At 72.6% G+C, this 21,142-nt stretch carries 23 protein-coding genes; 9 read left to right on the forward strand and 14 right to left on the reverse strand.

From position 1 onward, the window contains the following. Window positions 1–107 precede the first annotated feature (107 nt). The gene (locus ABZ374_RS38235) at window positions 108–995 is read right to left on the reverse strand and encodes a virginiamycin B lyase (RefSeq protein ID WP_360320544.1); all 888 of its coding nucleotides are present in this window, start codon (window positions 993–995) and stop codon (window positions 108–110) included. A gap of 180 nt (window positions 996–1,175) precedes the next feature. Between ABZ374_RS38235 and ABZ374_RS38240 the strand changes: the two genes are divergently transcribed. Further along, complete coding sequence (locus tag ABZ374_RS38240; RefSeq protein ID WP_360320547.1) at window positions 1,176–1,784, forward strand: TetR/AcrR family transcriptional regulator; 609 nt, start codon at window positions 1,176–1,178, stop codon at window positions 1,782–1,784. A 165-nt stretch (window positions 1,785–1,949) separates the two neighbouring features. On the opposite strand, the gene ABZ374_RS38245 is transcribed toward ABZ374_RS38240, so the two are convergent. After that, window positions 1,950–2,753 (reverse strand): APH(3') family aminoglycoside O-phosphotransferase, encoded by an 804-nt coding sequence (locus tag ABZ374_RS38245; RefSeq protein WP_360320550.1) that lies wholly within the window; start codon window positions 2,751–2,753, stop codon window positions 1,950–1,952. Between the two features lie 97 nt (window positions 2,754–2,850). Between ABZ374_RS38245 and ABZ374_RS38250 the strand changes: the two genes are divergently transcribed. After that, entirely contained in the window at window positions 2,851–3,375 is a 525-nt protein-coding gene (locus tag ABZ374_RS38250; RefSeq protein ID WP_360320553.1) for an O-acetyl-ADP-ribose deacetylase, read from the forward strand. Window positions 3,376–3,505: 130 nt separating this feature from the next. On the opposite strand, the gene ABZ374_RS38255 is transcribed toward ABZ374_RS38250, so the two are convergent. Together ABZ374_RS38255 and ABZ374_RS38260 are read right to left on the reverse strand one after the other, a co-directional pair. Continuing rightward, a complete protein-coding gene (locus ABZ374_RS38255) occupies window positions 3,506–4,450 on the reverse strand; it encodes an acyltransferase domain-containing protein (protein ID WP_360320634.1) in 945 nt (314 codons plus the stop codon). 140 nt (window positions 4,451–4,590) lie between these two features. Continuing rightward, complete coding sequence (locus ABZ374_RS38260; RefSeq protein WP_360320637.1) at window positions 4,591–5,112, reverse strand: N-acetyltransferase; 522 nt, start codon at window positions 5,110–5,112, stop codon at window positions 4,591–4,593. A 162-nt stretch (window positions 5,113–5,274) separates the two neighbouring features. Here ABZ374_RS38260 and ABZ374_RS38265 point away from each other — a divergent pair, with 162 nt between their 5' ends. Continuing rightward, window positions 5,275–6,018 (forward strand): SDR family NAD(P)-dependent oxidoreductase, encoded by a 744-nt coding sequence (locus tag ABZ374_RS38265; RefSeq protein ID WP_360320556.1) that lies wholly within the window; start codon window positions 5,275–5,277, stop codon window positions 6,016–6,018. Window positions 6,019–6,082: 64 nt separating this feature from the next. Here the strand turns inward: ABZ374_RS38265 and ABZ374_RS38270 are convergent, their stop codons facing one another. Further along, window positions 6,083–6,607, reverse strand: coding sequence for an HD domain-containing protein (locus ABZ374_RS38270; RefSeq protein ID WP_360320559.1), 525 nt, complete (start codon window positions 6,605–6,607; stop codon window positions 6,083–6,085). A gap of 23 nt (window positions 6,608–6,630) precedes the next feature. Beyond that, window positions 6,631–7,437 carry a hypothetical protein gene (locus ABZ374_RS38275; RefSeq protein WP_360320562.1) on the reverse strand — a complete coding sequence of 269 codons (807 nt, stop codon included), beginning with the start codon at window positions 7,435–7,437 and terminating at the stop codon, window positions 6,631–6,633. 212 nt (window positions 7,438–7,649) lie between these two features. Here ABZ374_RS38275 and ABZ374_RS38280 point away from each other — a divergent pair, with 212 nt between their 5' ends. Next, window positions 7,650–8,567: a Gfo/Idh/MocA family oxidoreductase gene (locus ABZ374_RS38280; protein ID WP_360320565.1), complete on the forward strand. Its 918-nt coding sequence runs from the start codon at window positions 7,650–7,652 to the stop codon at window positions 8,565–8,567. Between the two features lie 221 nt (window positions 8,568–8,788). After that, window positions 8,789–9,640 (forward strand): phosphotransferase, encoded by an 852-nt coding sequence (locus ABZ374_RS38285; protein WP_360320640.1) that lies wholly within the window; start codon window positions 8,789–8,791, stop codon window positions 9,638–9,640. An 86-nt stretch (window positions 9,641–9,726) separates the two neighbouring features. Here ABZ374_RS38285 and ABZ374_RS38290 read toward each other — a convergent pair whose 3' ends face one another. Then, window positions 9,727–11,346, reverse strand: coding sequence for an MFS transporter (locus ABZ374_RS38290; protein ID WP_360320568.1), 1,620 nt, complete (start codon window positions 11,344–11,346; stop codon window positions 9,727–9,729). A 200-nt stretch (window positions 11,347–11,546) separates the two neighbouring features. On the opposite strand from ABZ374_RS38290, the gene ABZ374_RS38295 reads away from it, so the two are divergent. Next, the gene (locus ABZ374_RS38295; protein ID WP_360320571.1) at window positions 11,547–12,230 is read left to right on the forward strand and encodes a TetR/AcrR family transcriptional regulator; all 684 of its coding nucleotides are present in this window, start codon (window positions 11,547–11,549) and stop codon (window positions 12,228–12,230) included. On the opposite strand, the gene ABZ374_RS38300 is transcribed toward ABZ374_RS38295, so the two are convergent. Next, entirely contained in the window at window positions 12,231–12,920 is a 690-nt protein-coding gene (locus ABZ374_RS38300) for an HAD family hydrolase (RefSeq protein WP_360320574.1), read from the reverse strand. A gap of 118 nt (window positions 12,921–13,038) precedes the next feature. On the opposite strand from ABZ374_RS38300, the gene ABZ374_RS38305 reads away from it, so the two are divergent. Beyond that, window positions 13,039–13,881, forward strand: coding sequence for an SDR family oxidoreductase (locus ABZ374_RS38305; RefSeq protein WP_360320577.1), 843 nt, complete (start codon window positions 13,039–13,041; stop codon window positions 13,879–13,881). 77 nt (window positions 13,882–13,958) lie between these two features. Further along, on the forward strand, window positions 13,959–14,786 hold the full coding sequence (locus ABZ374_RS38310) for an MOSC N-terminal beta barrel domain-containing protein (protein ID WP_360320580.1): 828 nt from the start codon (window positions 13,959–13,961) through the stop codon (window positions 14,784–14,786). On the opposite strand, the gene ABZ374_RS38315 is transcribed toward ABZ374_RS38310, so the two are convergent. Continuing rightward, the gene (locus ABZ374_RS38315) at window positions 14,758–15,402 is read right to left on the reverse strand and encodes a helix-turn-helix domain-containing protein (protein WP_360320583.1); all 645 of its coding nucleotides are present in this window, start codon (window positions 15,400–15,402) and stop codon (window positions 14,758–14,760) included. The two genes, ABZ374_RS38310 and ABZ374_RS38315, sit on opposite strands and share 29 nt — an antisense overlap. A gap of 62 nt (window positions 15,403–15,464) precedes the next feature. Between ABZ374_RS38315 and ABZ374_RS38320 the strand changes: the two genes are divergently transcribed. Beyond that, complete coding sequence (locus ABZ374_RS38320; RefSeq protein ID WP_360320586.1) at window positions 15,465–16,136, forward strand: phenylalanine--tRNA ligase beta subunit-related protein; 672 nt, start codon at window positions 15,465–15,467, stop codon at window positions 16,134–16,136. Between the two features lie 5 nt (window positions 16,137–16,141). On the opposite strand, the gene ABZ374_RS38325 is transcribed toward ABZ374_RS38320, so the two are convergent. From ABZ374_RS38325 to ABZ374_RS38345, 5 genes are all read right to left on the reverse strand, one after another. Continuing rightward, window positions 16,142–16,570, reverse strand: a complete 429-nt coding sequence (locus ABZ374_RS38325) for a YchJ family protein (RefSeq protein WP_360320589.1) — start codon at window positions 16,568–16,570, stop codon at window positions 16,142–16,144. Window positions 16,571–16,604: 34 nt separating this feature from the next. Further along, complete coding sequence (locus ABZ374_RS38330) at window positions 16,605–17,114, reverse strand: TetR family transcriptional regulator (protein WP_360320592.1); 510 nt, start codon at window positions 17,112–17,114, stop codon at window positions 16,605–16,607. A gap of 74 nt (window positions 17,115–17,188) precedes the next feature. Next, a complete protein-coding gene (locus ABZ374_RS38335; RefSeq protein WP_360320595.1) occupies window positions 17,189–18,478 on the reverse strand; it encodes an MFS transporter in 1,290 nt (429 codons plus the stop codon). A 173-nt stretch (window positions 18,479–18,651) separates the two neighbouring features. After that, a complete protein-coding gene (locus ABZ374_RS38340) occupies window positions 18,652–20,103 on the reverse strand; it encodes a M1 family metallopeptidase (protein ID WP_360320598.1) in 1,452 nt (483 codons plus the stop codon). 190 nt (window positions 20,104–20,293) lie between these two features. Further along, a complete protein-coding gene (locus ABZ374_RS38345) occupies window positions 20,294–21,139 on the reverse strand; it encodes a siderophore-interacting protein (protein ID WP_360320601.1) in 846 nt (281 codons plus the stop codon). Window positions 21,140–21,142: the final 3 nt, after the last annotated feature.

A 21,142-nucleotide genomic window follows, 5' to 3' on the forward strand; every position in this document is an offset into this window, starting at 1 on the left:
GGCGCATTCGGGGAGTGCGGCGGGTTCGCCGAGGGTCGGACCGGGAGTGTTCGCGGAGTTCGCCGTGACCGGGTGAATCGGCGCTCACCAGGGCGTTTTCCGGTCGTTCAGGGAGTGATTCGGGCCAGGGCGCCGACCTCCAGGGCGACCCAGATCGCGCCGTCCGGGCCCTGGACGAGGCCGTGCGGTTCGGCTCCGGGGGTCGGCAAGTCGTACTCCGTCAGAGTGCCGTCACCGGCGAGTCGTCCGACCCGATTGGTACCCCATTCGGTGAACCAACAGTCGCCGGCCGTGTCCAGCGCCACCGCGTGCGGGCGGGACTGCGGGTCCGGCAGCGGGAATTGCCGGTAACCGCCGGCGCGGTCGAGTCGACCGATCGCGCCCGCGCCGATTTCGGTGAACCACAACGAGCCGTCCGCGGCCGCCGCGATGCCGACCGGGGCGGCACCCCGGGTGGGCAGTGGGTGCACGGTCACCTCGCCGGTCGTGGTGATTCGGCCGAGTGCGTCGGCGGCGTTCAGGGTGAACCACAGTGCGCCGTCGGCGCCGGCGGTGATCGCGGACGGAAACGCGTCCGCGATCGGCAGCGCGAAGCCGGTGACGCGGCCGGCCGGGTCGATGCGGCCGATGCGATTGGCGACGGTCTCGGTGAACCACAGCGCGCCGTCGGGTCCGGCGGTGATTCCGTACGGGCCGGAGCCCGGGGTGAGCGGGTCGAAATGGGTCACCGCGCCGGCGGTGGTGATCCGGCCGATGCGATGCGCCTTGTGTTCGGTGAACCACAGGGCGTCGTCGGGTCCCGTGGTCAGTACGGTCGGGCCGCATTCGGGGTCGCCGAGGTCGTGGCCGGTGTGCGTTCCGTCCGGGTCGAGCCGGTCGATCCGGCCGGAGTGCACGAGGGTGAACCACAGTGCGCCGTCGGGGCCGAGGGTGATCGCGTACGGCCCGGACTCGGGTCCGGTGAGCGGGAATTCGCGGACGGTGGGGGTCGCCATACGGTTCCTTCGGTCGAGCGGGGTCCTGTCGTTAATGCAACCTGGTCGCGTTAGTATGAGTATGACGAATGGGGAGGCGCTAATGCAACCAGGTTGCCTTTGGTCGGCTCGCATGTGGTCGGCGCGGATGCGGATGCCGGGGTGGATCGTGGTGGGTTCGGTGCGATCGGAGGACGGCCGGTGAGCGGCGTCGGTGGGGTGCGGCCCGGTGGGCGGACCGCGCGCACGCGGGATGCGGTGCGGCTGGCCACGTTGGCCGAGTTGGCGGACAAGGGTTTCGACGGGCTGACCGTGGAGGCCGTCGCCGCGCGGTCGGGGGTGCACAAGACCACGGTGTATCGACGTTGGCGCAACGCGGCCGGGTTGGCCGCGGACGCGTTGGACTCGGCGGCGGAGGAGCCGTGGCCGCTGCCGGACACCGGCACCGTGCAGGGTGATCTGCGGGCGATCGCCGCGATGGTGGTGAGCGGGTTCGAGGACCCCGATCGGGGGCCCACCGCGCGAGCGTTGGTGGCCGCGGCGGTGTACGAGCCGACCACGGCCGAGGCCCTGCACGGGTTCCTGCTGGGCCGGCTCGGGCAGGCCGAGCAGGTGGTCGAACGGGCGGTGACGCGGGGCGAGTTGCCCGCCGGTACCGATGCGGGGGAGGTGGTGCGCACGGCCGTGGGCTCGCTGTACTACCGGTTGTTCATCACGCACGAGCCGGTCGACGCCGGGCAGGCGCGGCGCGCGGCCGACGCGGCGGTGGCGGCGGCCCGGGCGGGGGTTTTCGTAACCGAACAGGGGTGAGCGGGCAGCGGCCCGTGGACCGAGGCAACCGGTCGAGCGCGGGCCGGAGGAGATCTTTGATCGACTACCACTCGACGATGTGCGGATGCGTGCGCGGCTGCCTGGGTCGGCCGCGCTCTCCCCGGGCCGGGCCGGGGATCGAACCGGTCTTCGCCCGATGCGTGTTCAGCAGAATTCGTCGAGCAGGCGATAGAACTTCAGGCGCTCGGGGTCGAGGGCGCCCGGTGGGTCGTAGCGGGTCAGGAAGCGGGCCGCGTGGGCGGGGGAGTACTGCGCGTTGTCGTCGTCGAGGAGGCTGCGGGTGAGCAGGGCCGGGTCCGCGTGGCGGTCCGTGCGGCCCAGCCGGCCGAGGTCGATCAGGCCGGTCACCCGCAGGGTTTGCGGGTCGAGCAGGATGTTGGGCGGGCAGTAGTCGCCGTGGCCGACGACCGGGTCCTCGTCGGCCGGTGTGGTCGCGACCAGTTCGGCCAGGAGTTCGGCCTCGGTGCGTCCGACGCGGTCCTCGTCCAGGTCGTCGAGGTCGACCAGGCCGGCCGCGAGCGCCTGTTCGGCGGCGGGCACGGTGACCGCGAGGCCGCGGTCGAACGGGCAATCCTCGACCGGGAGTTCGTGCAGGGCGCGAGCCATGTCGGCGAGCGCGTCGACGACCGCGTCACGTCGATCGACCGGCCACGGCTCGGCCGCCGAGCGGCCGGGCACGGCGCGGGTCAACAACCAGCCGCCGCCCGGCGCCTCGACGTCGTGGTCGAGGATCTCCGCGACGGGGATCCCCTGCTCGGCCGCCCACAGCCCGCGAGCCACCTCGGCGGCGAGATGGAATCCGGAATCCGGGTGCGCGCTGGGCGTCCCGATCTTGAGGTAGAACTCCTCGCCCCGCCGGCACAGCCGATGCACGCCCGCCCCGGACGCGCCGACCGTGATCGACTCCCACTCATACGCCGCGAACCGGCGCCGAAGATCGTTCGTCATCCCGGCATCCTCACCCACGACCCACCTGCCCCGCCGGCGAATTCCCCGCCGGCGCCCGAGCGGTCGCAGGTGCTCCCGGAAGCGGCATGATGAGTCCATGACGGATCTCACGCTCGTCCTGGGCGACCTCACCGACCAGCACGTGGACGCGGTCGTCACCGCCGCCAACGCCTCGCTGTTGGGCGGTGGTGGGGTGGACGGGGCCGTGCACCGGCGCGGCGGACCGGCCGTCTTCGAGGCGTGCCAGGAGCTGATCGCCTCGACCTACGGTCCGGCCGGCCTGCCGACCGGCGAGGCGGTGGCGACCACGGCCGGCGCGCTGCCTGCCCGATGGGTGATCCACACGGTCGGCCCGGTCCACGGCGAAGACGATGACGGCCCGGCCCTGTTGGCCTCCTGCCATCGTGAATCGCTGCGCGTGGCCGAGGAATCGGGTGCCACCACGATCGCCTTCCCGGCGATCTCCACCGGCTCGCACGGATGGCCCCTCGAACAGGCCGCCGCGATCGCGATCGAAACGGTGCTCGACACCGAAACCACCCTCGACGAAGTCCGCTTCGTGCTTTTCGATCGGGAAACCCATGCCGCCTACGAGGCCGCGCGGGCCGCTGCCACACGCTGACCGGGGCGGAACGGCCGTGTCGCGTCCCGGGTTCGTCCCGGGCGGGGCCGGCCGGTGGGTGGGTTCGGGGGCCGTGACGATGATGTGATGCCGGATCGAAGACCCATCGACCGAACGCCCGGCGGCGGGCTCAGAGTTCGAACCAGCCGGTGCGGACGTGCCAGTGTCGGCCGGCGCGCAGGTGGTCGCCGATCGCCCGTTGCAGGGAGGTGTCGCGAGGGAGGGATTCCGGCGACAGGTCCGGGTCGCCGAAGACGAAGCCGATCGCGGCGGTGTCGTCGGTGGTGCGCTCGGCCGACTCGGTGGGCAGGTGGAAGCGGCGCTGGAAGCGGACGATGTTGGAGTGCTCCGGCAGGTATTCGCGCAGTTGCGGATCCAGCAGCCACGAACCGCACACCGCCGCCCGGTAGCGCTCGGTCGGGAAGTGACGCGGGAAGAACTCACGGGCCGCACGCAACGAATCGTCACAGGCCGCCGGAGTCAGCGGCCCGTGGAAGTCCGGGATGTGCAACGCGAGCGCGGGATCCTGCGGCCGGTAGGCCAGACCGAGTTCGACAGCGCTGGTCGCGGCCCGCTCCCACAGGAACGAGCGTTGGAACTGCAGTCGGCCGAGCTGATACAGCTCACCGCGAAAGTGCAGTTTGGGCCAGTGCAGCGCGAGCAACCCACCGGTGCCGCGCCGCCGCCGGTGCACCGCGAGGTGCCGGCCGAGGTCGCCGAGGGTGCGGCGGGAGACCTCGACGGGGATGCCGAGCGAGTGATGGTAGGCCAGCACGAACGGGCGTGCCGCGATGAACACGAACACGTGGAACCAGCGCCCGACCGGGCCCGATGCGGCCGGCAACGGCGGGACCTCCAGGTGCTGTTCGACCGTGCCGATGCCCGCGACCAACGCCCGGACGGCCCGTTCGAACACCTCGCGCAGTTCGGCATCGGCGAGCAACATCGCCCGGGTCGCCATCAGTTCGTTGACGTCCTCGTGCGGGACGGCCAACTCCGAAAGCACCGCGACCAGGTCGTCGTCCGCCGGCAGGGTCACCTCGACGCCGGTCGCGAAATCGGCCAGCCCGTCCATCCACGCGGCCAACCGCGGGTCCGCTCGAAGCGCCTGCGCGCCGCCCGGCGTCGGGTCGCCCGGCCGGCGCCGATCGACATCCACCCCGGACCCGGTCCGCATGCCGCGCCATCGCCGGCCGGCCGTCCCACGCCACCCGGTCACGCGCCGGGTGTCCGCAGGTCCAGGGAACAGAAGACCTTGTCGTAGCGGGCCGAGCCGATCGCCACGAAGTCGTGCAGCCGACCGTATTCGACGAATCCGAGCGAACGGTAAAGGTGCAACGCGTTCGCGTTGTCGCCGCGGGCGTCGAGGGTGAGGATCTCGATCGCCTCGGCGCGGGCGTCCTCGATCAGCGCCGCGGTGAGCAATCGGCCGATGCCGCGACCGTGCGCGGACCGGGCCACCGCGAGCTTCTCCAGATCGGCGTTCGGGCGGTGGGTGGGCCGGGTGTACCGGCGCCAGTAGCCGAACCCGAGCAGATCCTCGCCCGCGTAGGCGAACCGCACCGACGCGTTGCCGGCGCGCTGGGCCTCGGCCAGATCGGTGAGCAGCGCGGCCACCTCGGCACGCGGCGGCGGGGTGACCCAACCGAGCGCGGCGCCGCCCAGAACCAGCTCGGCCAGGATCGTATGCACCGGCTCGACCGCGTGCTCGACGGAATCCGGCGCCCGCAGCACGATCCGGCGGCCGTCCCGGTACTCGTCCGGGTTCGCGCTCGTGCCCGCCGTCGTGGTCCCGGGGGTGGTAGCCGCATTCGTGTTCACCGTCACGAAGGCAAGGCTATTGAGTCCGGGCGGATCGTGGGTAGCGGGCCTGCCGGCCGGATCCGGCAGACTGTGCGGGTGAGTGGAACCGTATTGGTCCTCGGGGGCCGCAGCGAGATCGGACTGGCGGTCGCCGAGCGGCTGGCCGCGCGCGGGGCGCGCACCATCGTGTTGGCGGCGCGCCGCAGCCACGACCTCGACGACGAGGAGGCGCTGCTGCGCAGGGCCGGTGCCCGGCACGTGGACCGGATCGAGTTCGACGCCGACGACCTGGTGGGGCATCGGCCGATGCTGGACGAGGTGATCGCCCGGCACGGCCCGCTGGACGTCGTGGTCACCGCGTTCGGCATCCTCGGCGATCAGCGCCGGGCCGAGCTGGACGCCACCCATGCGGTCGCCGTCGTGCACACCGACTACACGGCGCACGTGAGCGTCCTGACCCACCTGGCCACCGTGTTGCGGGCGCAGGGGCACGGTCGGTTGATCGTGTTCTCGTCGGTGGCGGGCGTGCGGGTGCGGCGCGCGAACTACGTGTACGGCTCGGCCAAGGCGGGGCTGGACGGCTTCGCGAGCGGCCTGGCCGACGCGCTCGCGGGCAGCGGGGTGCGCCTGCTGTTGGTCCGGCCCGGCTTCGTGGTGGGCCGGATGACCGAGGGCATGTCGCCGGCACCCCTGTCCAGCACCCCGGACCAGGTGGCGGACGCGACGATCCGGGCGTTGTTGCGCGGGAAGGGCGAGGTGTGGGTGCCGGCCGTACTGCAGCCGGTGTTCGCGGGCATGCGGGTGCTGCCGCGGCGGGTGTGGCGCAGGTTGCCGCGCTGAGCCGTGGTGGGCGCCGACGTCGGGTGCCGGTGGTTGTGCCGCGGCGAGTGGTGCGGACGGTGGTTCAGAGCAGCAGTGTGTCCACGTCGATCGTGGTCAGGAAGTCGTCGAGGCCCTGGAAGGTCTCCCATTCGGGGCGTCCGGAGGCGGTCGCGAGCAGCGCGGTCAGGGCCTGTTCCAGGGCGACGTCCCGTTTGCCCTTCCACGCCTTGTCGGCCAGGCTCACGAGCAGTTCGTCCGGATCGCTCGGATCCCACGCCGCGTGGGTGCGGGCGAAGCGGGCCCGGGCGGGCGGCACGCCGTGGGCGGTCAGCAGGTCGTAGCCGGCCTGCTCGTGGCACGAACCGGGCCCGGCCATCTCCGCCGGGTGCAGGGTTTTGCCGATGTCGTGGGTGGCGGCGCCGAACAGCACCGCGTCGCGGTCGAAGACCAGCTCCGGGTGGCTCGCCGCGACCCAGTCGCACAGTCGGTGGGCGACGTCGTGCACGATGCGCAGGTGTTCGACCAGGCGTGGACAGGGCGTGAGTTGATCCAGGAGGACGGCCACTTCGGGGGGCAGCGGACGAAGCTTGGCGGAGGTCACCCGCACAGGGTAAGAGTCCTGCGGCGGCATCAGGAAGCGGGGCCGCCCAGCGCCAGGGTCGACACGTCGCCCATCACCACGATCGGGTGCGCCGCCGGATCCAGCGCACGCAACAGCACCGGCAGGGCCTCGGCGGGCAGCGTCACACAACCGTGGGTGGGCCCGCCGTGGTCGATGTGCAGCCAGATGCCGCCGCCGAGGTCCTCGCCGCGCGGGCGGGTGGGGTCCAGGGGCGAGGTGCCGGGGACCCGGTTGTAGTCGATCGCGATCACCTGGTCGAAGGTGCCGGCGAGCGGCTCTCCGGCGAATCCGGTGCCCTCGACGGCGAAGTCGTCCGACCGGTCGTAGGACAGCCGGGTGCCGGGGTCGGGTTGCAGGCCGCCCGCGTCGGTGAGGGTGAAGACGCCGATCGGCGAGCGGAGATCGCCCTCGTGGTGGTCGGGCGTCCAGCCGAGCCGCCCGTTGCGTGCGGGCAGGGGGCCTTCGGTGCGCCAACCGCTTGCGTCGCGGGTCCAGAACGAGGCCGTGGCGCGGTCGCCGTCCGGGCTGTTGCCGACGACCAGCAACAACTGGCTTGTCTCGGCCGGGATTTCGGCCGCCCAACCGGGCCCGATGCCGGTCGGGACGGCGACCGGCAGCGGCGGCCGGCCCTGGAAGGGAACGGTGTTCGGGTCGCCGGCGGTGCCGTCGGCGGTGCCTGCGACCGTACCGGCTGCGTTGCCGGCGTCGTTGCCGGGACGGGGTCCGGCGGCGGAGGCGTTCCGGGCGCCGGGCACGGCGATCAGGGCGAGCGCGATCGGTGTGGTGCGCAACAGCGAGCGTCGGGAGATCGTCATTCGTCCACGACTACCCGCTCTCCGTGAGCTACTCGTGCACGGTGGTGGGTGTGTCCGGGGGCGCCACCCGGTCGGCCCTGCCCGGTGTCACTCGTCGGTGGACGCCTCGGGGGCACCGGGGCATCGGCGGCGGGGCCGGGTGTCGGGTGGGACCGCCCCGATGGGAGGGTCGACGGGATCGGATGTCGGAAAGGGGAACAATGCGGGTCGGCGTGCTTGGGGTCGGGCGGATCGGGGCGTTTCACGCCCGGGCGCTGGGTGGGATGGCGGAGGTCGAGCAGGTTGTGGTCGCGGACGCGGACCACGGGCGGGCCGAGGAGTTCGCCGCGCGGTCCGGGGCCGAGGCGGCCCGGTCGACCGAGGTGTACGGCCGGGTCGACGCGGTCGTGATCGCGGCACCGACGGCGGTGCATGTGGAGCTGCTGCGCCGGGCGGCGGACGCGCGGCTGCCGATCCTGTGCGAGAAGCCGATCGCGCTCGACCCGACGGTCGCGCGCGAGGCGGTCGAGTACGTACGGGCACGCGGGGCGGAGCTCCAGGTCGGTTTCCAGCGTCGGTTCGATCCGATGTACCTCGCCGCGCGCGAGGTGGTGCGCGCGGGCGCGCTCGGCACGCTGACCCGGGTGCACGCGGTGAGCGTGGACCGCCGGCCGCCGCCGCCGGAGTTCGTGCCGACCTCGGGTGGCATCTACCGGGACACGCACATCCACGACTTCGACATCGTGCCGTGGGTCACCGGCCTGCCGATCGTGGAGGTGACCGCCATCGGCGCGAACCGCGGCGCGGCGGTCTTCCGCGAGCACGACGACGTCGACGTTTCGGCGGTGCTCTTCCGGCTCGCGGACGGCACCCTCGGTACGGCGCACGCGGGCCGCCGGCACGAGCCGGGATACGACGTACGCCTCGAACTGGCGGGCACACACGGCACGCACGCGTGCGGCGGCGTCACCGAGGGCGATTTCCTGACCCGCTTCGCCGACGCGTACCGCGCGGAACTCGCCGCCTTCGTCGCCCTGGCCGCCGGCCGCATCGACAACCCCTGCCCCGCTCCCGCCGCCCTCGCCGCCCAGGCCGTGGCCGAAGCCTGCGTGGTATCCCGCCGAGAAGGCCGCACGGTACGGGTGGAGTAGACGAGGAGGGCGCCGCCCGGCCTCGGTTCGAGCGGAACCGCCGACGTCCGCTGATCCGTCGCGCCGGTCGGCCGGGGCGGCACCGGCCACGCGCCGGGGCGACGCGGTGTGTGCGATTCCGGATCCGACGTACTGTCCGGGTAGCGACGCGGCGGGAGAGCGGAGCAGGCGTGTCCGAGGAAGCGGAACAGGAAAGAGGAAGAGGAGTGCCGTCCGTGTCGATGCCCGATGGGGAGACCCTTGCCTGGTTGCGTGAACTCGTGGGCGACGTCCCGGTCGAGCCCATGGGGGTGGGGGCCAACCGGCTCTACGCCGTTGGCGACCTGGTTCTGCGGGTGTTTCACCATGCCGAGCGGCTGGCCACCGACCCGTGGTACCGGCCCGAGCAGGAGGCGCGGGTGTTGCGTCTGCTTGCCGATACCGCGGTGCCCGCACCGGAGTTGATCGCGGCTCGGTTGGTCGGTCCGGCCCCGGCGCTGCTGACCACGCGGCTGCCGGGCACGCCCGAGCCGCCGAGCGATCCGGCCGTACTGCTGTCGGGCGCGGCCGAGTTGTTGGCGACCGTGCACGCGGTGGATCCGGCCGCCGCCGATCCGGTGGCGTACGCGCCGTACTACGACCCGGCGGTCGACGGTGCGCGGACCGTGCCGACCTGGACCACACGCCCGCACGTGTGGCAGCGGATGTTCGTCGCGCTGGCCGAGGAACCCCCGCACGCCGCACCGGGCTTCATCCACCGCGACTTCCACGCCGAGCAACTCCTGTGGCTGGACGAGCGGATCGTCGGCGTCGTGGACTGGACCACCGGGTGCGTCGGTCCGCGCGGCATCGACCTGGCGCGGTTTCGGCTCAATCTCGCACTGAGCCACGGGGTGGCCGTCGCGGAGGAGTTCCTGTCCGCGTACGCGAAGGCGTCCGGCCGGACCGAGGAGCACCATCCCTATTGGGATCTGCTCGACGCGGGCGACGCGCTGCTCGATTGGCCGGAGCCGAGGACCGGTTCGGAAGTCGTCGAGTGGCAGCGCTTCGAGGCGTGGGTGGGGCGCGCGGTACGGACCCTGCCCAGGGGCTGACCCGGCCGGCGGGGCACGCGCGAGGGTCGGAGAACGCCGACGGGCGGTCGACGCGAGGTCGACCGCCCGTCCGCCGTGCGGCGAGCTCAGCCCACCGGCTCCTTCTGCCGCTCCGCCGCGGCGGCGCCCGCGCCCGGCTCCGACGTGTCCGCGCGCGCGGCCTGGGTGCGGGCGCGGTTCGGCAGGATCAGGCCGACCAGGATCGTGCCCGCGGCGAGCACGATCCCGCCGATCAGGCTGGTGTGTGCGACCGCCTGGGTGAACGCGTGGTCGGCGGCCTGGACCAGCGCGTGTGCCTGCTGCGGACCCGCGACCTGGCCGACCTGCTCGGCCGCGGCGAGCGCGCCGCCGATCGAGTCCTTCGCGACGTCCATCGCGGCCGGCGGCAGCTTGCCGTCGACGGCCTTGGTCAGTTCGGACTCGTACGAGGTGGCCAGCACCGAGCCCAGGATCGCGATGCCCAGTGCGCCGCCCAACTCGACCGCGGTGTCGTTGACGCCGCCGCCCGCGCCCAGTTCGTTCTCCGGGAACGAACCCATGATCGCCTCGGTGCACGGCGACACGCTCAGCCCGATCGCGACGCCGAGCAGCAGCAACGGGGCCAGGAAGTCGCCGTAGCCGGAGCCGTCCGAGACGCGCGTCATCAGCAGCACGCCGGTCGTGCCCAGCGCCATGCCGGTGGTCACCGTCACCCGCATGCCCAGCCGCGGGGTGAGTTGCCCGGTGGCGATCGCGCCCAGGCACACCGCACCGGCCAACGGCAGCAGCCGCACGCCGGTCTCCAGTGGCGTGTAGCCGAGCACGAACTGCAGGTGCTGGGTGAGGAAGTAGATCGCGCCGAAGGTGCCCAGGAAGAACAGCAGTACGGCGAGCATCGAGCCGGAGAACACCCGCTCGCCGAACTTGCGCAGGTCGAAGATCGGGCGCGGGTGCCGCAGTTCCCAGGCGACGAACGCGGCCAGCCCGAGGACGAACACGACCAGCGCGGTCACCGGACCCGTGCCCCAGCCGAAGTGCGGACCCTCGATGATCGCGTACACCAGCGAGCCCAGCGTCGCGATCGACAGCGCGCCGCCGACCAGGTCGAGTCGGCCGTAGTCGTGCGCCTTCGACGGCGGGACCACGAACAGTGCGGCGATCACGGCGATCAGCGCGATCGGCACGTTGATCAGGAACGTGGAACCCCACGCGTGGCTTTCCAACAACCACCCTGCCAGCAGCGGGCCGAGCGCGATCGCCAGGCCCGAGGTCGCCGTCCACGCGGTGATCGCCTTGGCCCGCTCGCTGCGCGGGAAGGAGGCGACCAGCAGGGACAACGTCGCGGGCATGATCACCGCGGCCCCCAGACCCATCACCGCGCGGGCGATGATCACGCCCGAGGTGGAGTCCACCAGCGAGCCGCCGACCGAGCCGGCCGCGAAGATCACCAGGCCGGTGATCAGCGCGCCGCGCCGGCTGTACTTGTCGCCGATCGCGCCCAGGATCAGCATCAACGCCGCGTACGGCACGGTGTAGGCGTCGATCACCCATTGCAGGTCGCGGCCGGACAGGCCCAGGTCGCGGGTCATGTCGGGAGCGGCCACGATCAGCGACGTGTTGGCCATGACGATGATCAGCAGGCTCAGGCAGAGCACGCCCAGGGCCCACCAACGGCGTGAGTACGGCCGGTCCATCCGGTCGACCGGCGTGGTGGCGAATACGGACATCGGAACGCCTTTCGGAGCAGGCGGCCGGCGCAGCCGCAGTAATTGCACAACGATGTGCAACTTAGTTGATTGCACATCAGTGTGCAAATATGCTGGAACGAGTCGGGTCAATCGGGTGATTCGCCCACTTGTTGCAGGGTTCGGTGCCACCGGGAGCGGATTTCTGAGAGGCTCCGGGTCACCCCGGGAAGGAATGCGCGATGCAGACGAAATCGGGAGCCGAACAGGCTCCGGCCGAGGCCGGCCACGCGGAGGCGGGCGCCGCGCCGCCGCGCCGGCGCCACGCGCAGTCCAATCGGGAGCGCATCCTGGCGGTGGCCCGGACCGAGCTGATCCGGGACCCGGACGCGTCGATGGACGACATCGCGCGGGCGGCGGGTGTGGTGCGGCGCACCGTCTACGGCCACTTCCCCAGCCGGGAGGCGCTGGTCGCCGGACTGGCCGAGGAGGCGCGGCGGGACATCCTGGGCGCGGTCGAGGGCGCCCAGCGGGACGGGGACTCGCCCGAGGAGGCGGTGGCCCGCTTCGATCTCGCCGCCTGGCGCGGCGGCGATCGATATCGGCTGCTGATCAGCTTCGCCCAGCGCAATCTGGGCGACGGCGGGATCCCGGCGATGCTGGCTCCGGTGCGGGACCGCTCGATCGAACTGATCGCCGTGGGGCAGCGCAGCGGTGTGTTCGCCGACTACCTGCCGGCGCCGGTGCTGGCGTTGGCGCTGGAGGGGATGTGCGTGGCACTGCTCCAGGCGGTGAACGAGGACGTGCGGGTGACCGCCGTGGACCAGGCGGTGGCCTCGCTGGTGGCGCTGGGCGTGCCGGCCGCCCGGGCGATCGAGGTGGTCACCCGGGTTGCCGCCTCGGACGAGGCCGAGGCGGCGCGCTGATCATCGCGAGGTCGCCGTCCCGGCCGGCCCGGTGAAGTCGGTGATCAGGGCCGGCAGCTCGCGCATGGACTTGAACACGGTGGTGCCCGGCCCCTCCAGCAGGTGCGTGGCGATCAGGTCCGTCGCGTAGGCGAACGAACGCATGCCGGCCGCGCGGGCCGCGAGCAGGCCGTTGACGCTGTCCTCGACCACGACGCACTGCTCGGGGGCCACCCCCATCCGCGCCGCGGCGTGCAGGAACACGTCGGGCGCGGGCTTGCCGTGGGCGACCTCGCTCGCGCTGAAGATCCGGCCGGCGAACCGGTCGTGGAGGCCGGTGCGGCCCAGGGTGTGCGCCATCTTGTCGTGACCGCCGCTGGAGGCCACACAGGTGGGCAGGCCGAGCTCGGCGAGCGTGTCCACCGCGTACTCGATGCCGTCGACCGGACTCAGCGCGCGATCCACCTCGATCCGATGCAGGCGCTCGAAGCCGCGCGTCCACTCGGCGGCGGTGTCCGCCCCGACGCGCTCCGCGATCTGCTCCGCGATCGACACCGAGGAACGACCCACGAACCGCTCGATCACGTCGGCCGGGGTGAGCGGCCAGCCGTGCTCGGCGCCCAACGCCACGTGCACGCGGATCGCGATCGGCTCGCTGTCCACCAGGACGCCGTCGCAGTCGAAGATGACGAGTCGAACAGGGTTGATCATGAAGGGAGCGTAGAGCGGCACCCCGTCCGCGAGCGGTGCGGGTGGCAGGATCGAGTTCGGGCGGAGTTCCCCTGAAGATTTACTGGATTCTGTCAAGGTAATCCGGCATGGTCGGCGCATGCCTCAGCACACACCAGTCGCCTTCGTCACCGGAGCCAGCCGCGGTATCGGCCGTTGTGGAGCCATCGCCCTGGCCCGAGCCGGCTACGACGTGGTACTCACCGCCCGCACCGTGCGCGAGGGGGAGGGCCGGGGCGGGCCCACCTCGTCCACGGCGGATCCCACCACGTTCGCGATCCCCGGCAGCCTGGAGACGACCGCCGCGCAGATCGAGGCGCTGGGCCGGCGGGCGCTGCCGATCCGGATGGACCTGATGGACCGGGGCTCGATCCTCGACGCCTGCGACACGGCCCTGGACGCGTGGGGCCGGGTCGACCTGCTCTTCAACAACGCCATCCACCAGGGCCCCGGCGCGATGGATCGTATCCTCGACCTGCCGATCGAGGCCGCGCAGAACCTGCTCGTGGGCAACTACCTGCACCAACTCGTGCTGATCCAACGGCTGTTGCCGCACCTGCTCGAACAGCCGCGCAGCCACGTGGTGAACATGACCTCGGGCTCGGCCCGACTGAATCCGCCCGGGCCGGCGGGCGCGGGCGGCTGGGGCGTCGGCTACGCCGCGTCCAAGGCCGCGTTCGGGCGGGTCGCCGGCGTCCTGCACGCGGAGTATCGCGAGCGCGGGCTGCGCGCGTTCAACGTCGACCCCGGCTTCGTGCTCACCGAGTCGCAGAAGGCCCGCGGCTCCAGCGGCCACCTCCAGGCCAACTTCACCGCGGCCACGCCCGACATCCCCGGCGAGATCGTCGGCTGGCTCGCCACCGCCGCCGACGCCGATCGCTACGCGGGCGAAACGGTGTTCGCGCAGCGGGTCTGGAAGGAACTGCACCCGGCGGACGCGTGAGCGTCGCGCCCGATCGCGTCGTCGCACCCGCCCGGGCCGGCCCCGGCGGGTGGCATCGGCGTCGATAGGGTCGCCCGATGGCCACCGTCGTCGAACTGATCCGCTATCCGATCAAGGGCTGTGCCGGCACGCCGTGCGATCGGGCGCTGCTGACCCCCGCCGGGCTCGCGCACGACCGCGCCTTCATGGTGGTCGACGCGGACGGCGTCTTCCGCAGCCAGCGCCGCGATCCGCGACTGGCGCCGATCCGCCCGGAGATCGACGCCGCCGGCGAACGCCTCACCCTGCACCGACCGGGCGCCGACCCGATGACCATCGACGTGGACACCACCGGCCCGCGGCGCGATGTGCGGCTGTTCGACAACGCCTTCCGGGGCATCGACCAGGGCGACGCGGCCGCCGACTGGCTCTCGCACGCACTCGGCGCGGACAGCCGACTGGTCCGGGTGCCGCCGGAGCACGAACGGGTGACCGACGGCGCGATCCCGGGCACCGCCGGCTACGCGGACAGCTCGCCGCTGCACGTGCTCTCGCGCACCTCACTCGCCCTGCTCGACGCGCGCCTGGCCGAGCGCGGCGAGGCGCCGTTGCCGATGACCCGTTTCCGGCCGAACGTCGTGGTCGAGGGCTGGGTCGAGCCGCACACCGAGGACCGGGTCCGCCGCTGCACGGTCGGCGAGGCCGAACTCGGCTACGCCAAGCTCGCGATCCGTTGCGCGGTCACCATGGTGGACCAGGAGACCGGCGGCAAGGCGGGGCCGGAGCCGCTGCGCACCTTCGCCGCCTACCGGCGCGCGGCCCGGGGCGGGGTGGCCTTCGGCGGCAAGTTCGCCGTGCTGCGCCCCGGCAGGTTGGCGGTCGGCGACGAACTGGTCGTCACCGAGTGGGGTCCGGCCGAGCTGTAGCGCCGCGGGCGGTGGTGTCCGGGCGGGTGGGCAGGAGCACGACGCCGATGAAGCGGGTGGGGCTCGGGGCCTCGTTGCGATAGCTGTGCGGGCGGTCGGCGGCGAAGCGGGCGGCGGCGCCCGCGGGGACCAGGACGGGTTCGCCGGCCACTTCCAGGGTGAGGGTGCCGTCGAGGACGGTGACCAGCTCGCGCACCCCCGCGCCGTGCGCCGCACTGACGTGCGCGTCGCCGGGGGCCAGCGTCCAGCGCCACAGTTCGGCCGAGACCGGCGGGTCGCTGCCGATCAACAGGTCGCCGTGGCCGCCGTGTTCGCCCTGCCACAACCGGGTGCCGCCGCCCGCCGGGGCCACCTCGACGAGCGGCGCGGGGGCCCGGTCGACCAGGCCGGTCAGGGGCAGGCCGAGCGCGTCGGCGATCCGGGCCAGGGTGAGTACACCCGGGTTGCCGCGGCCCTGTTCGACGCCCACGAGCGCGCCCTTGCTCAGGCCGCTGCGTGTCGCGAGCGCCTCCAGGGACCAGCCGCGCGCGGTGCGGGCGGCTCGCACGTTGGCCGCGATCGCGCGACTGACCGCGGTTTGACCGGGATCGGCCGACGGGTCATTATTCTGCTCCATGCGGTTCACTGTAGTGGACCGCGGCCCGATCGGGCCGCCGGCTCGCGGAGGAGAATCCGAACGTGCTCACGTCCATCACCATCGACCCGGCCGTGCACGCGCTGCGCCCCGACGCGGTCGTCCTGGCCCTGATCGCCACCGGCCTGCCGGGCGGTCCGAGCGACGAGGGCTCCCGCGCCGCGCTGGCCGAGGCGACCCGGTCCCTGCCCGAGACCCCGCCCGAGGAGCACCCGAACGTGGTCGCGTGGCGCGAGGCGTATCGGGCCTTCGGCGCCAAGCCGCAGCGCACCCGCTGCTCGGTGGAGGCGCTGATGCGGCGCGGCGGGCTGCCCGAGGTGAACCGGCTGGTCGACCTGTACAACGCGGTCTCGGTGCGGCACGTGCTGCCGGTCGGCGGCGAGGACCTGTCCCGCTACCGCGGCGCGGCCCGCCTGCTCCGCGCCGAGGGCACCGAGCCGTTCGAGGTCCTGGAGGCCGGGGTGCCCGCGATCGACCACCCCGTGCCGGGCGAGGTGGTGTGGTGCGACGACGAGGGCGTCACCTGCCGTCGGTGGAACTGGCGCCAGTGTGTGCGCACCCGGATCACCGAGGACACCACCGAGGCGCTGTTCCTGTTCGAGCGGCTGGCGCCGATGACGATGGACGCCCTGCACGAGGCGGGCGAGGACCTGACCCGGCGGCTGCGCGACCTGTCCCCGGCGGTGCGGATCGAGAGCCGGTTGATCGGCGCCTGAAGCCTTCAGCGAGGCAGCGGGCCGACGTACACCCAGGCGCCGTCGTGGCGGACGAAGCGGCTGTGTTCGCGCAGCGAGTCCCGGTGGCCGTGTTCGCGATGGCTCGCGACGAACTCGACGGTGCCCTCCTGATGAAACGGCCCGCCGCCGGTGCTCGCGAGCACCTCCAGACCCAGCCACCGGGTGTGCTCGTCCAGGTCGAGCCGCTCCGGCCGGGTGTCGGGATGCCAGGTGCGCAGCAGATAGGCCGCGTCGCGCACGACGAACGCGCTGTAGCGCGAGCGCATCAGCGCCTCGGCGGTGGGCGCGGGGGAGCCGGCGTGCCGGGCGCCGCAACACGCGCCGTAGGTGTCGGGCAGGCCGCAGGGGCACGGCGAGCCGGCGGTGACGGCCGTGCCGGCGTTCGATCGGGGACGTGCGGTGCGTCGGGACATGCCCCGATTCTGGCCCAACCGGACCGCGTCGCGGCTACCCGGTCTGCTCCGGCGGCGATGGCGCCAGGCACGGGCCGGGCAGCAGGTCGCGGATCATCGCCTCCCACTCGTCGGTGCTCGGCGGCGCGTCGGTGAGCAGGGCCTGGATGAGCAGGCCGTCCAGGGCGCCGACGAAGACCCGGACCCGAACCGGGTCGGTGCTGAAGCGCCGCGCGAAATCGGTGACCGCGGCCATCCAGTGATCGGTGGACTCGCGCAACTCCGGCCGTCGGGCGGCGAGCAGGAACAGCTCGTACTCGGCGACCAGCAGGCCGGGCGCGGTGCAGATGTGGTTCAGGTGTTCGGCCAGTGCACGTCGGGTGTCGCCGGGGGCGGCGGTGATCGAGCGCACGTGCAGCGCGTCCGCGGTCATACAGGACGTGAGTGCCGCGGTGAGCAGGTCGTCGACGCCGGCGAAGTAGTACGTGGAGGCGCTGGTCGGCAGCCCCGCCTCGCGCGAGACGGTGCGGTGGCTGACCCCGGCGGCCCCGTCGCGCTCGACCACCCGCAGGGTGGCCTCGATCAGCGCTCGGCGGCGACGTTCGCCCTTGGCCCGGCGGCCGTCGACGGCTTCCTCGATCAGTGGGATTCACCTTCTCGTACGGGGGCGACGTCGGCCGACGGGGCGCGGTCGGGGACGGCGTCGGCCGGCGAGGCGCTGTGCACGATGGTGGTCTCGGTCGCGCGCGGCGCGGTGCGGCGCAGCACACGGTATCCACCGGCGGCCGCCGCGGCGGCGAGCAGGGCCGCGCCGGCGGCCACGCCGAAGCCCGCCCGGGCCCCGAAGTGGTCGACGACCATGCCGGACAGCGAGGCGCCGGTCGCGACGCCGATCCCGATCCCGGTGCTGATCCAGGTCATGCCCTCGGTCAGCCGCGCGGGCGGGACCAGACGCTCGACCAGACTGACCGTCAGGATCATGGTGGGCGAGATCGACATGCCCGCGACGAACACGGTGGCGGCGAGCATGAACAGGTTGGCGGCCATCAGCAGCGGCAGGATGGTCACGGCGGTGACGCCGACGCTGATCAGCAACATCCGGGGCAGCGGGGAGACGAACTTGAAGGCGCCGAAGGCGATGCCGGCCAGGCAGGAGCCGGCCGCGTAGGTGGCCAGCACGAAGCTTGCCGAGCCGCGTTGTCCGTGTTCCTCGGCGAACGCGATGGTGACCACGTCCACGGTGCCGAAGATCGCGCCGATCGCGATCAGGGTGACCACGAGCACCTGGAGACCGCGGATGCGCATCACCGACGTGCTCTTGCCGGCGACGCGCGGATGGGGCGGAGGCTCGGTGCCGCGCTGCATGGTGAACAGCAGCACGCCGATGGTGAAGAAGACGATCGCGGCCAGCGGGCCGGCCTCGGGGAACGCCGCGACGGAGAGCTGTACGGCGATGATCGGGCCGAGGATGAAGCACAGTTCGTCCACGACGGACTCGAACGAGAACGCGGTGTGCAGGTGCGGGGAGCCGCGGTACAACACCAGCCAGCGGGAGCGCACCATGGCGCCCATGCTGGGCATGCAGCCGGCCGGCACCGCACAGGCGAACAGGGTCCAGGACGGGGCGTCGTAGCGTGCGCAGAGCAGCAGTACGCCCATCGCCAGGACGCTGACCGCGGTCGCCGGGACGAGCACGCGGCTCTGACCGTAGCGGTCCACCAGGCGCGAGATCTGCGGTGCGATCAGTGCGGTGGCCAGTGCGAACGTGGCGGCCACGGCACCGGCGAGGCCGTACTCGCCGCGCAGTTCGGAGAGCATGGTGACGATGCCGATGCCGGTCATCGAGATGGGCATGCGGGCGATGAAGCCGGCTGCCGAGAATCCCTTGGCGCCGGGCGCGGTGAAGATGTCTCGGTAGGGGTTGCGCACGGGAATTCCCGTCGATAGAAACAGAAAGTGGGACGTTCGTTCCAGTTTCTATCACGGGTTGTGCGCTGGGCCAAGCCGCTTTCCGTTTCCGCCTCGGCGGGCGGCCCCGGTCGCGACCTGCCGACGCGGCGGGCGGCCTGGCGCCCGGCCGCCGCGTCGGTGGTTCGGGTCGGTCAGGCCGGGTCGACGGTCCAGTCGGGGTGGCCGGGCATCGGCGGCGTGTGTGCGCCGTACAGCCACGGCTTCAGGAACGGGGCCAGGTCGCGATGGGCGACCTCGGACGCGAGCTCGATGTAGTCGGACGTGCTCGCGGCGCGGCCCCGATAGCGGGTGGTCCAGGCGCGTTCGATCGCGGCGAAGGTGTCCGCGCCGACCTCGATGCGCAACGCGTACAGGACCAGCGCCGAGCCGTCGTAGCGCATGCGCTTGAACAGATTGGGCTCGGTGGGCTCGGCCGGCGCGCCGGTGTCCCGGCGCCAGATGTCGTGTTGCCGGTAGGCGTCGCGCATCAGCGCCTCCATGTCGGCGCCGCCGTTCTCCTCGCTGTAGACCCGCTCGTAGTAGCGGGCGTGCCCCTCGCTCAGCCACAGGTCGGACCAGCGCTCCATGGACACGCTGTCGCCGGTCCACTGGTGCACGAGTTCGTGCACCATGTTGCGCTCGGCGTTGACCTTGTCGCCGAGCAGATCGGCCTTGGGGATCAGGGACAACGACTGGGTCTCCAGCGCGACGCCGAGGTCGGTGTCCGCCACGAGCAGCCCGTAGCTGTCGAACGGATAGGGGCCGAGCCGGCTCTCCACCCAGGCCAGATGACGGGGCGTCAGCGAGCGGTATTGCTCGACCCGGTCGACCAGGTCCGGCGGAACCGCGTCGCGCAGCCGGGTGCCGTCGGCGGCCTTGCCGTCGATCAGCGTGTACTTGCCGACGGCGAGCTGGAAGAGCTGGCCGGCCACCGGCTGCCGGCTGTCGTAGGTCCAGCGGGTGCGGCCCGGCGCCGCCCGGCGCTTGTGCGTGAGGGTGCCGTTGGACAGCGCGACGAGGTCGTCGGCGGCGGTGATGTTGACCGTGGTCCGGGCCCGCAGGCTGGGATGGTCGTTGCTCGGGAAGATCATCTTGGCGCCGTCGGGCTGCGGGTAGATCACCGTGCCGTCGGGCGTCGGGATCCAGCCGAACGTCTCGATCGCGTCGTCGCGGTGCCGCTGCTGGGTGGGATCGGCGATGTACTCGACCCGCACCGTGAACGGGCGGCCCTTGCGCAGCGGCCGGGCCGGGGTGATCACCAGCTCGTCACCCTCGCGGGTCGCCGTCGCGGTCCTGCCGTCGACCGTGACCCGGCCCAGCGTGTTGCCCGCGAAGTCGAGGTCGAACCGGGACAGCGCCTGGGTGGCGGTGGCCTCGATCGTGGTGGTCGCCGGGAACGCCGTGCCGGGCGCCTGCCAGTCGAAGTCCAGGGTGTAGTGGTCGGCGCGGTAGCCGCCGTTGCCGCTCAGCGGCAGCAGTGGGTCGCCGATGCCGGATGCGCCGGGAGTGGGCCGGGCGTCGCTCGCGTGCGCGCCGGCCGCACCGGCCGCGGTGAGGACGAGGGCGGTCGCGATGGCGAGGAGGGCGTGTGGTGGACGTCTCATGCGCCCCACCCTGTGCCGGCCCGGTCGCTCGCGGTAGTGCCCGACGCACGCTTTCACCCGGGTGGCTCGGCCTGCTCCGGGGTTTGCCGCAATTGTCGGCGGTCGGACGGGTGAACGATCCCGCGCGAGACCCGACCGGCCGACCCGGGACCGTTGCCGGGTCCCGGGCCGCCGACTTGTCGGATGCGGGTCAGGCGCGCTGTTCGGCGGCGCGTTCGGCCGCCTTCTCGGCGGCCTTGTCCGCCTGGAAGCCGTCCTCGTCGCGGCCCTTGCGCCAGTAGCCGGAGAAGGAGATGTCGGTGCGGTCGACCCCGCGCTCGTCGACCAGGTGTCGGCGCAACTCCTTGACCACGCCGGCCTCGCCGTGCACGAACGCGTGCACCCGGCCGGTGGGGAAGTCGAGCGTGCGCAGCGCCTCCAGCAGACCGGGGCCCGCGTCGCGGGTGATCCAGGTGAGGTCCAGATCCAGCCCCGGGTGGGTGGCCGGCAGCGTGCCGGTGGGGGCCTCGGCGGAGGTGCCCACCTCCAGAAACGCGATCGCCTTGGCCGCGGCGGGCAGGCGCTCCAGCGAGGCGCTGATCGCCGGGTACGCGCTCTCGTCGCCGATGAACAGGTGCCAGTCCGCCTCGGGGTCGGGCGCGTAGGCACCGCCGGGGCCGATCAGCCGCAGCGGGTCGCCGGGGCGGGCGTTCGCCGCCCACGGACCGGCCAGGCCCTCGTCGCCGTGGTGGACGAAGTCGATGGTCAGCTCGCCGGTGTTCGGGTTGTGCGCGCGCACCGTGTAGGTGCGGGTGCGCGGCCAGTCCTCGCGCGGGAGTTCGGCGCGAATGGTCTCCATGTCGAACGGCTCGGGATAGGTCACCCCGGGCAGCGGGAAGAGCACTTTGACATACGCGTCCGTGAAGCCGTTGTCGGTGAAGTGTCGGTATCCGTCGCCACCGGCGACGATCCGGACCAGATGTGGGCCGACCCGCTCGCTGCTGCGCACCTGGAGGTCGATCAATTTGCGGGTCTTGCGGACCGGGCGTTCGGCCATGGA

The sequence above is a fragment of the Embleya sp. NPDC005971 genome (assembly GCF_040629175.1).
Taxonomy (GTDB): Bacteria; Actinomycetota; Actinomycetes; order Streptomycetales; family Streptomycetaceae; genus Embleya.

Bases quoted from the DNA above. Each gene is read 5' to 3' on its own strand.
- ABZ374_RS38250 (WP_360320553.1), top strand. From the start codon at position 2,851: ATGACGGATCTCACGCTCGTCCTGGGCGACCTCACCGACCAGCACGTG.
- ABZ374_RS38235 (WP_360320544.1), bottom strand. From the start codon at position 995: ATGGCGACCCCCACCGTCCGCGAATTCCCGCTCACCGGACCCGAGTCC.
- ABZ374_RS38315 (WP_360320583.1), bottom strand. From the start codon at position 15,402: ATGGAGCAGAATAATGACCCGTCGGCCGATCCCGGTCAAACCGCGGTC.
- ABZ374_RS38340 (WP_360320598.1), bottom strand. From the start codon at position 20,103: ATGAGACGTCCACCACACGCCCTCCTCGCCATCGCGACCGCCCTCGTC.
- ABZ374_RS38310 (WP_360320580.1), top strand. From the start codon at position 13,959: ATGGCCACCGTCGTCGAACTGATCCGCTATCCGATCAAGGGCTGTGCC.
- ABZ374_RS38345 (WP_360320601.1), bottom strand. From the start codon at position 21,139: ATGGCCGAACGCCCGGTCCGCAAGACCCGCAAATTGATCGACCTCCAG.
- ABZ374_RS38295 (WP_360320571.1), top strand. From the start codon at position 11,547: ATGCAGACGAAATCGGGAGCCGAACAGGCTCCGGCCGAGGCCGGCCAC.
- ABZ374_RS38290 (WP_360320568.1), bottom strand. From the start codon at position 11,346: ATGTCCGTATTCGCCACCACGCCGGTCGACCGGATGGACCGGCCGTAC.
- ABZ374_RS38305 (WP_360320577.1), top strand. From the start codon at position 13,039: ATGCCTCAGCACACACCAGTCGCCTTCGTCACCGGAGCCAGCCGCGGT.
- ABZ374_RS38245 (WP_360320550.1), bottom strand. From the start codon at position 2,753: ATGACGAACGATCTTCGGCGCCGGTTCGCGGCGTATGAGTGGGAGTCG.
- ABZ374_RS38285 (WP_360320640.1), top strand. From the start codon at position 8,789: ATGCCCGATGGGGAGACCCTTGCCTGGTTGCGTGAACTCGTGGGCGAC.
- ABZ374_RS38255 (WP_360320634.1), bottom strand. From the start codon at position 4,450: ATGGACGGGCTGGCCGATTTCGCGACCGGCGTCGAGGTGACCCTGCCG.
- ABZ374_RS38275 (WP_360320562.1), bottom strand. From the start codon at position 7,437: ATGACGATCTCCCGACGCTCGCTGTTGCGCACCACACCGATCGCGCTC.
- ABZ374_RS38325 (WP_360320589.1), bottom strand. From the start codon at position 16,570: ATGTCCCGACGCACCGCACGTCCCCGATCGAACGCCGGCACGGCCGTC.
- ABZ374_RS38300 (WP_360320574.1), bottom strand. From the start codon at position 12,920: ATGATCAACCCTGTTCGACTCGTCATCTTCGACTGCGACGGCGTCCTG.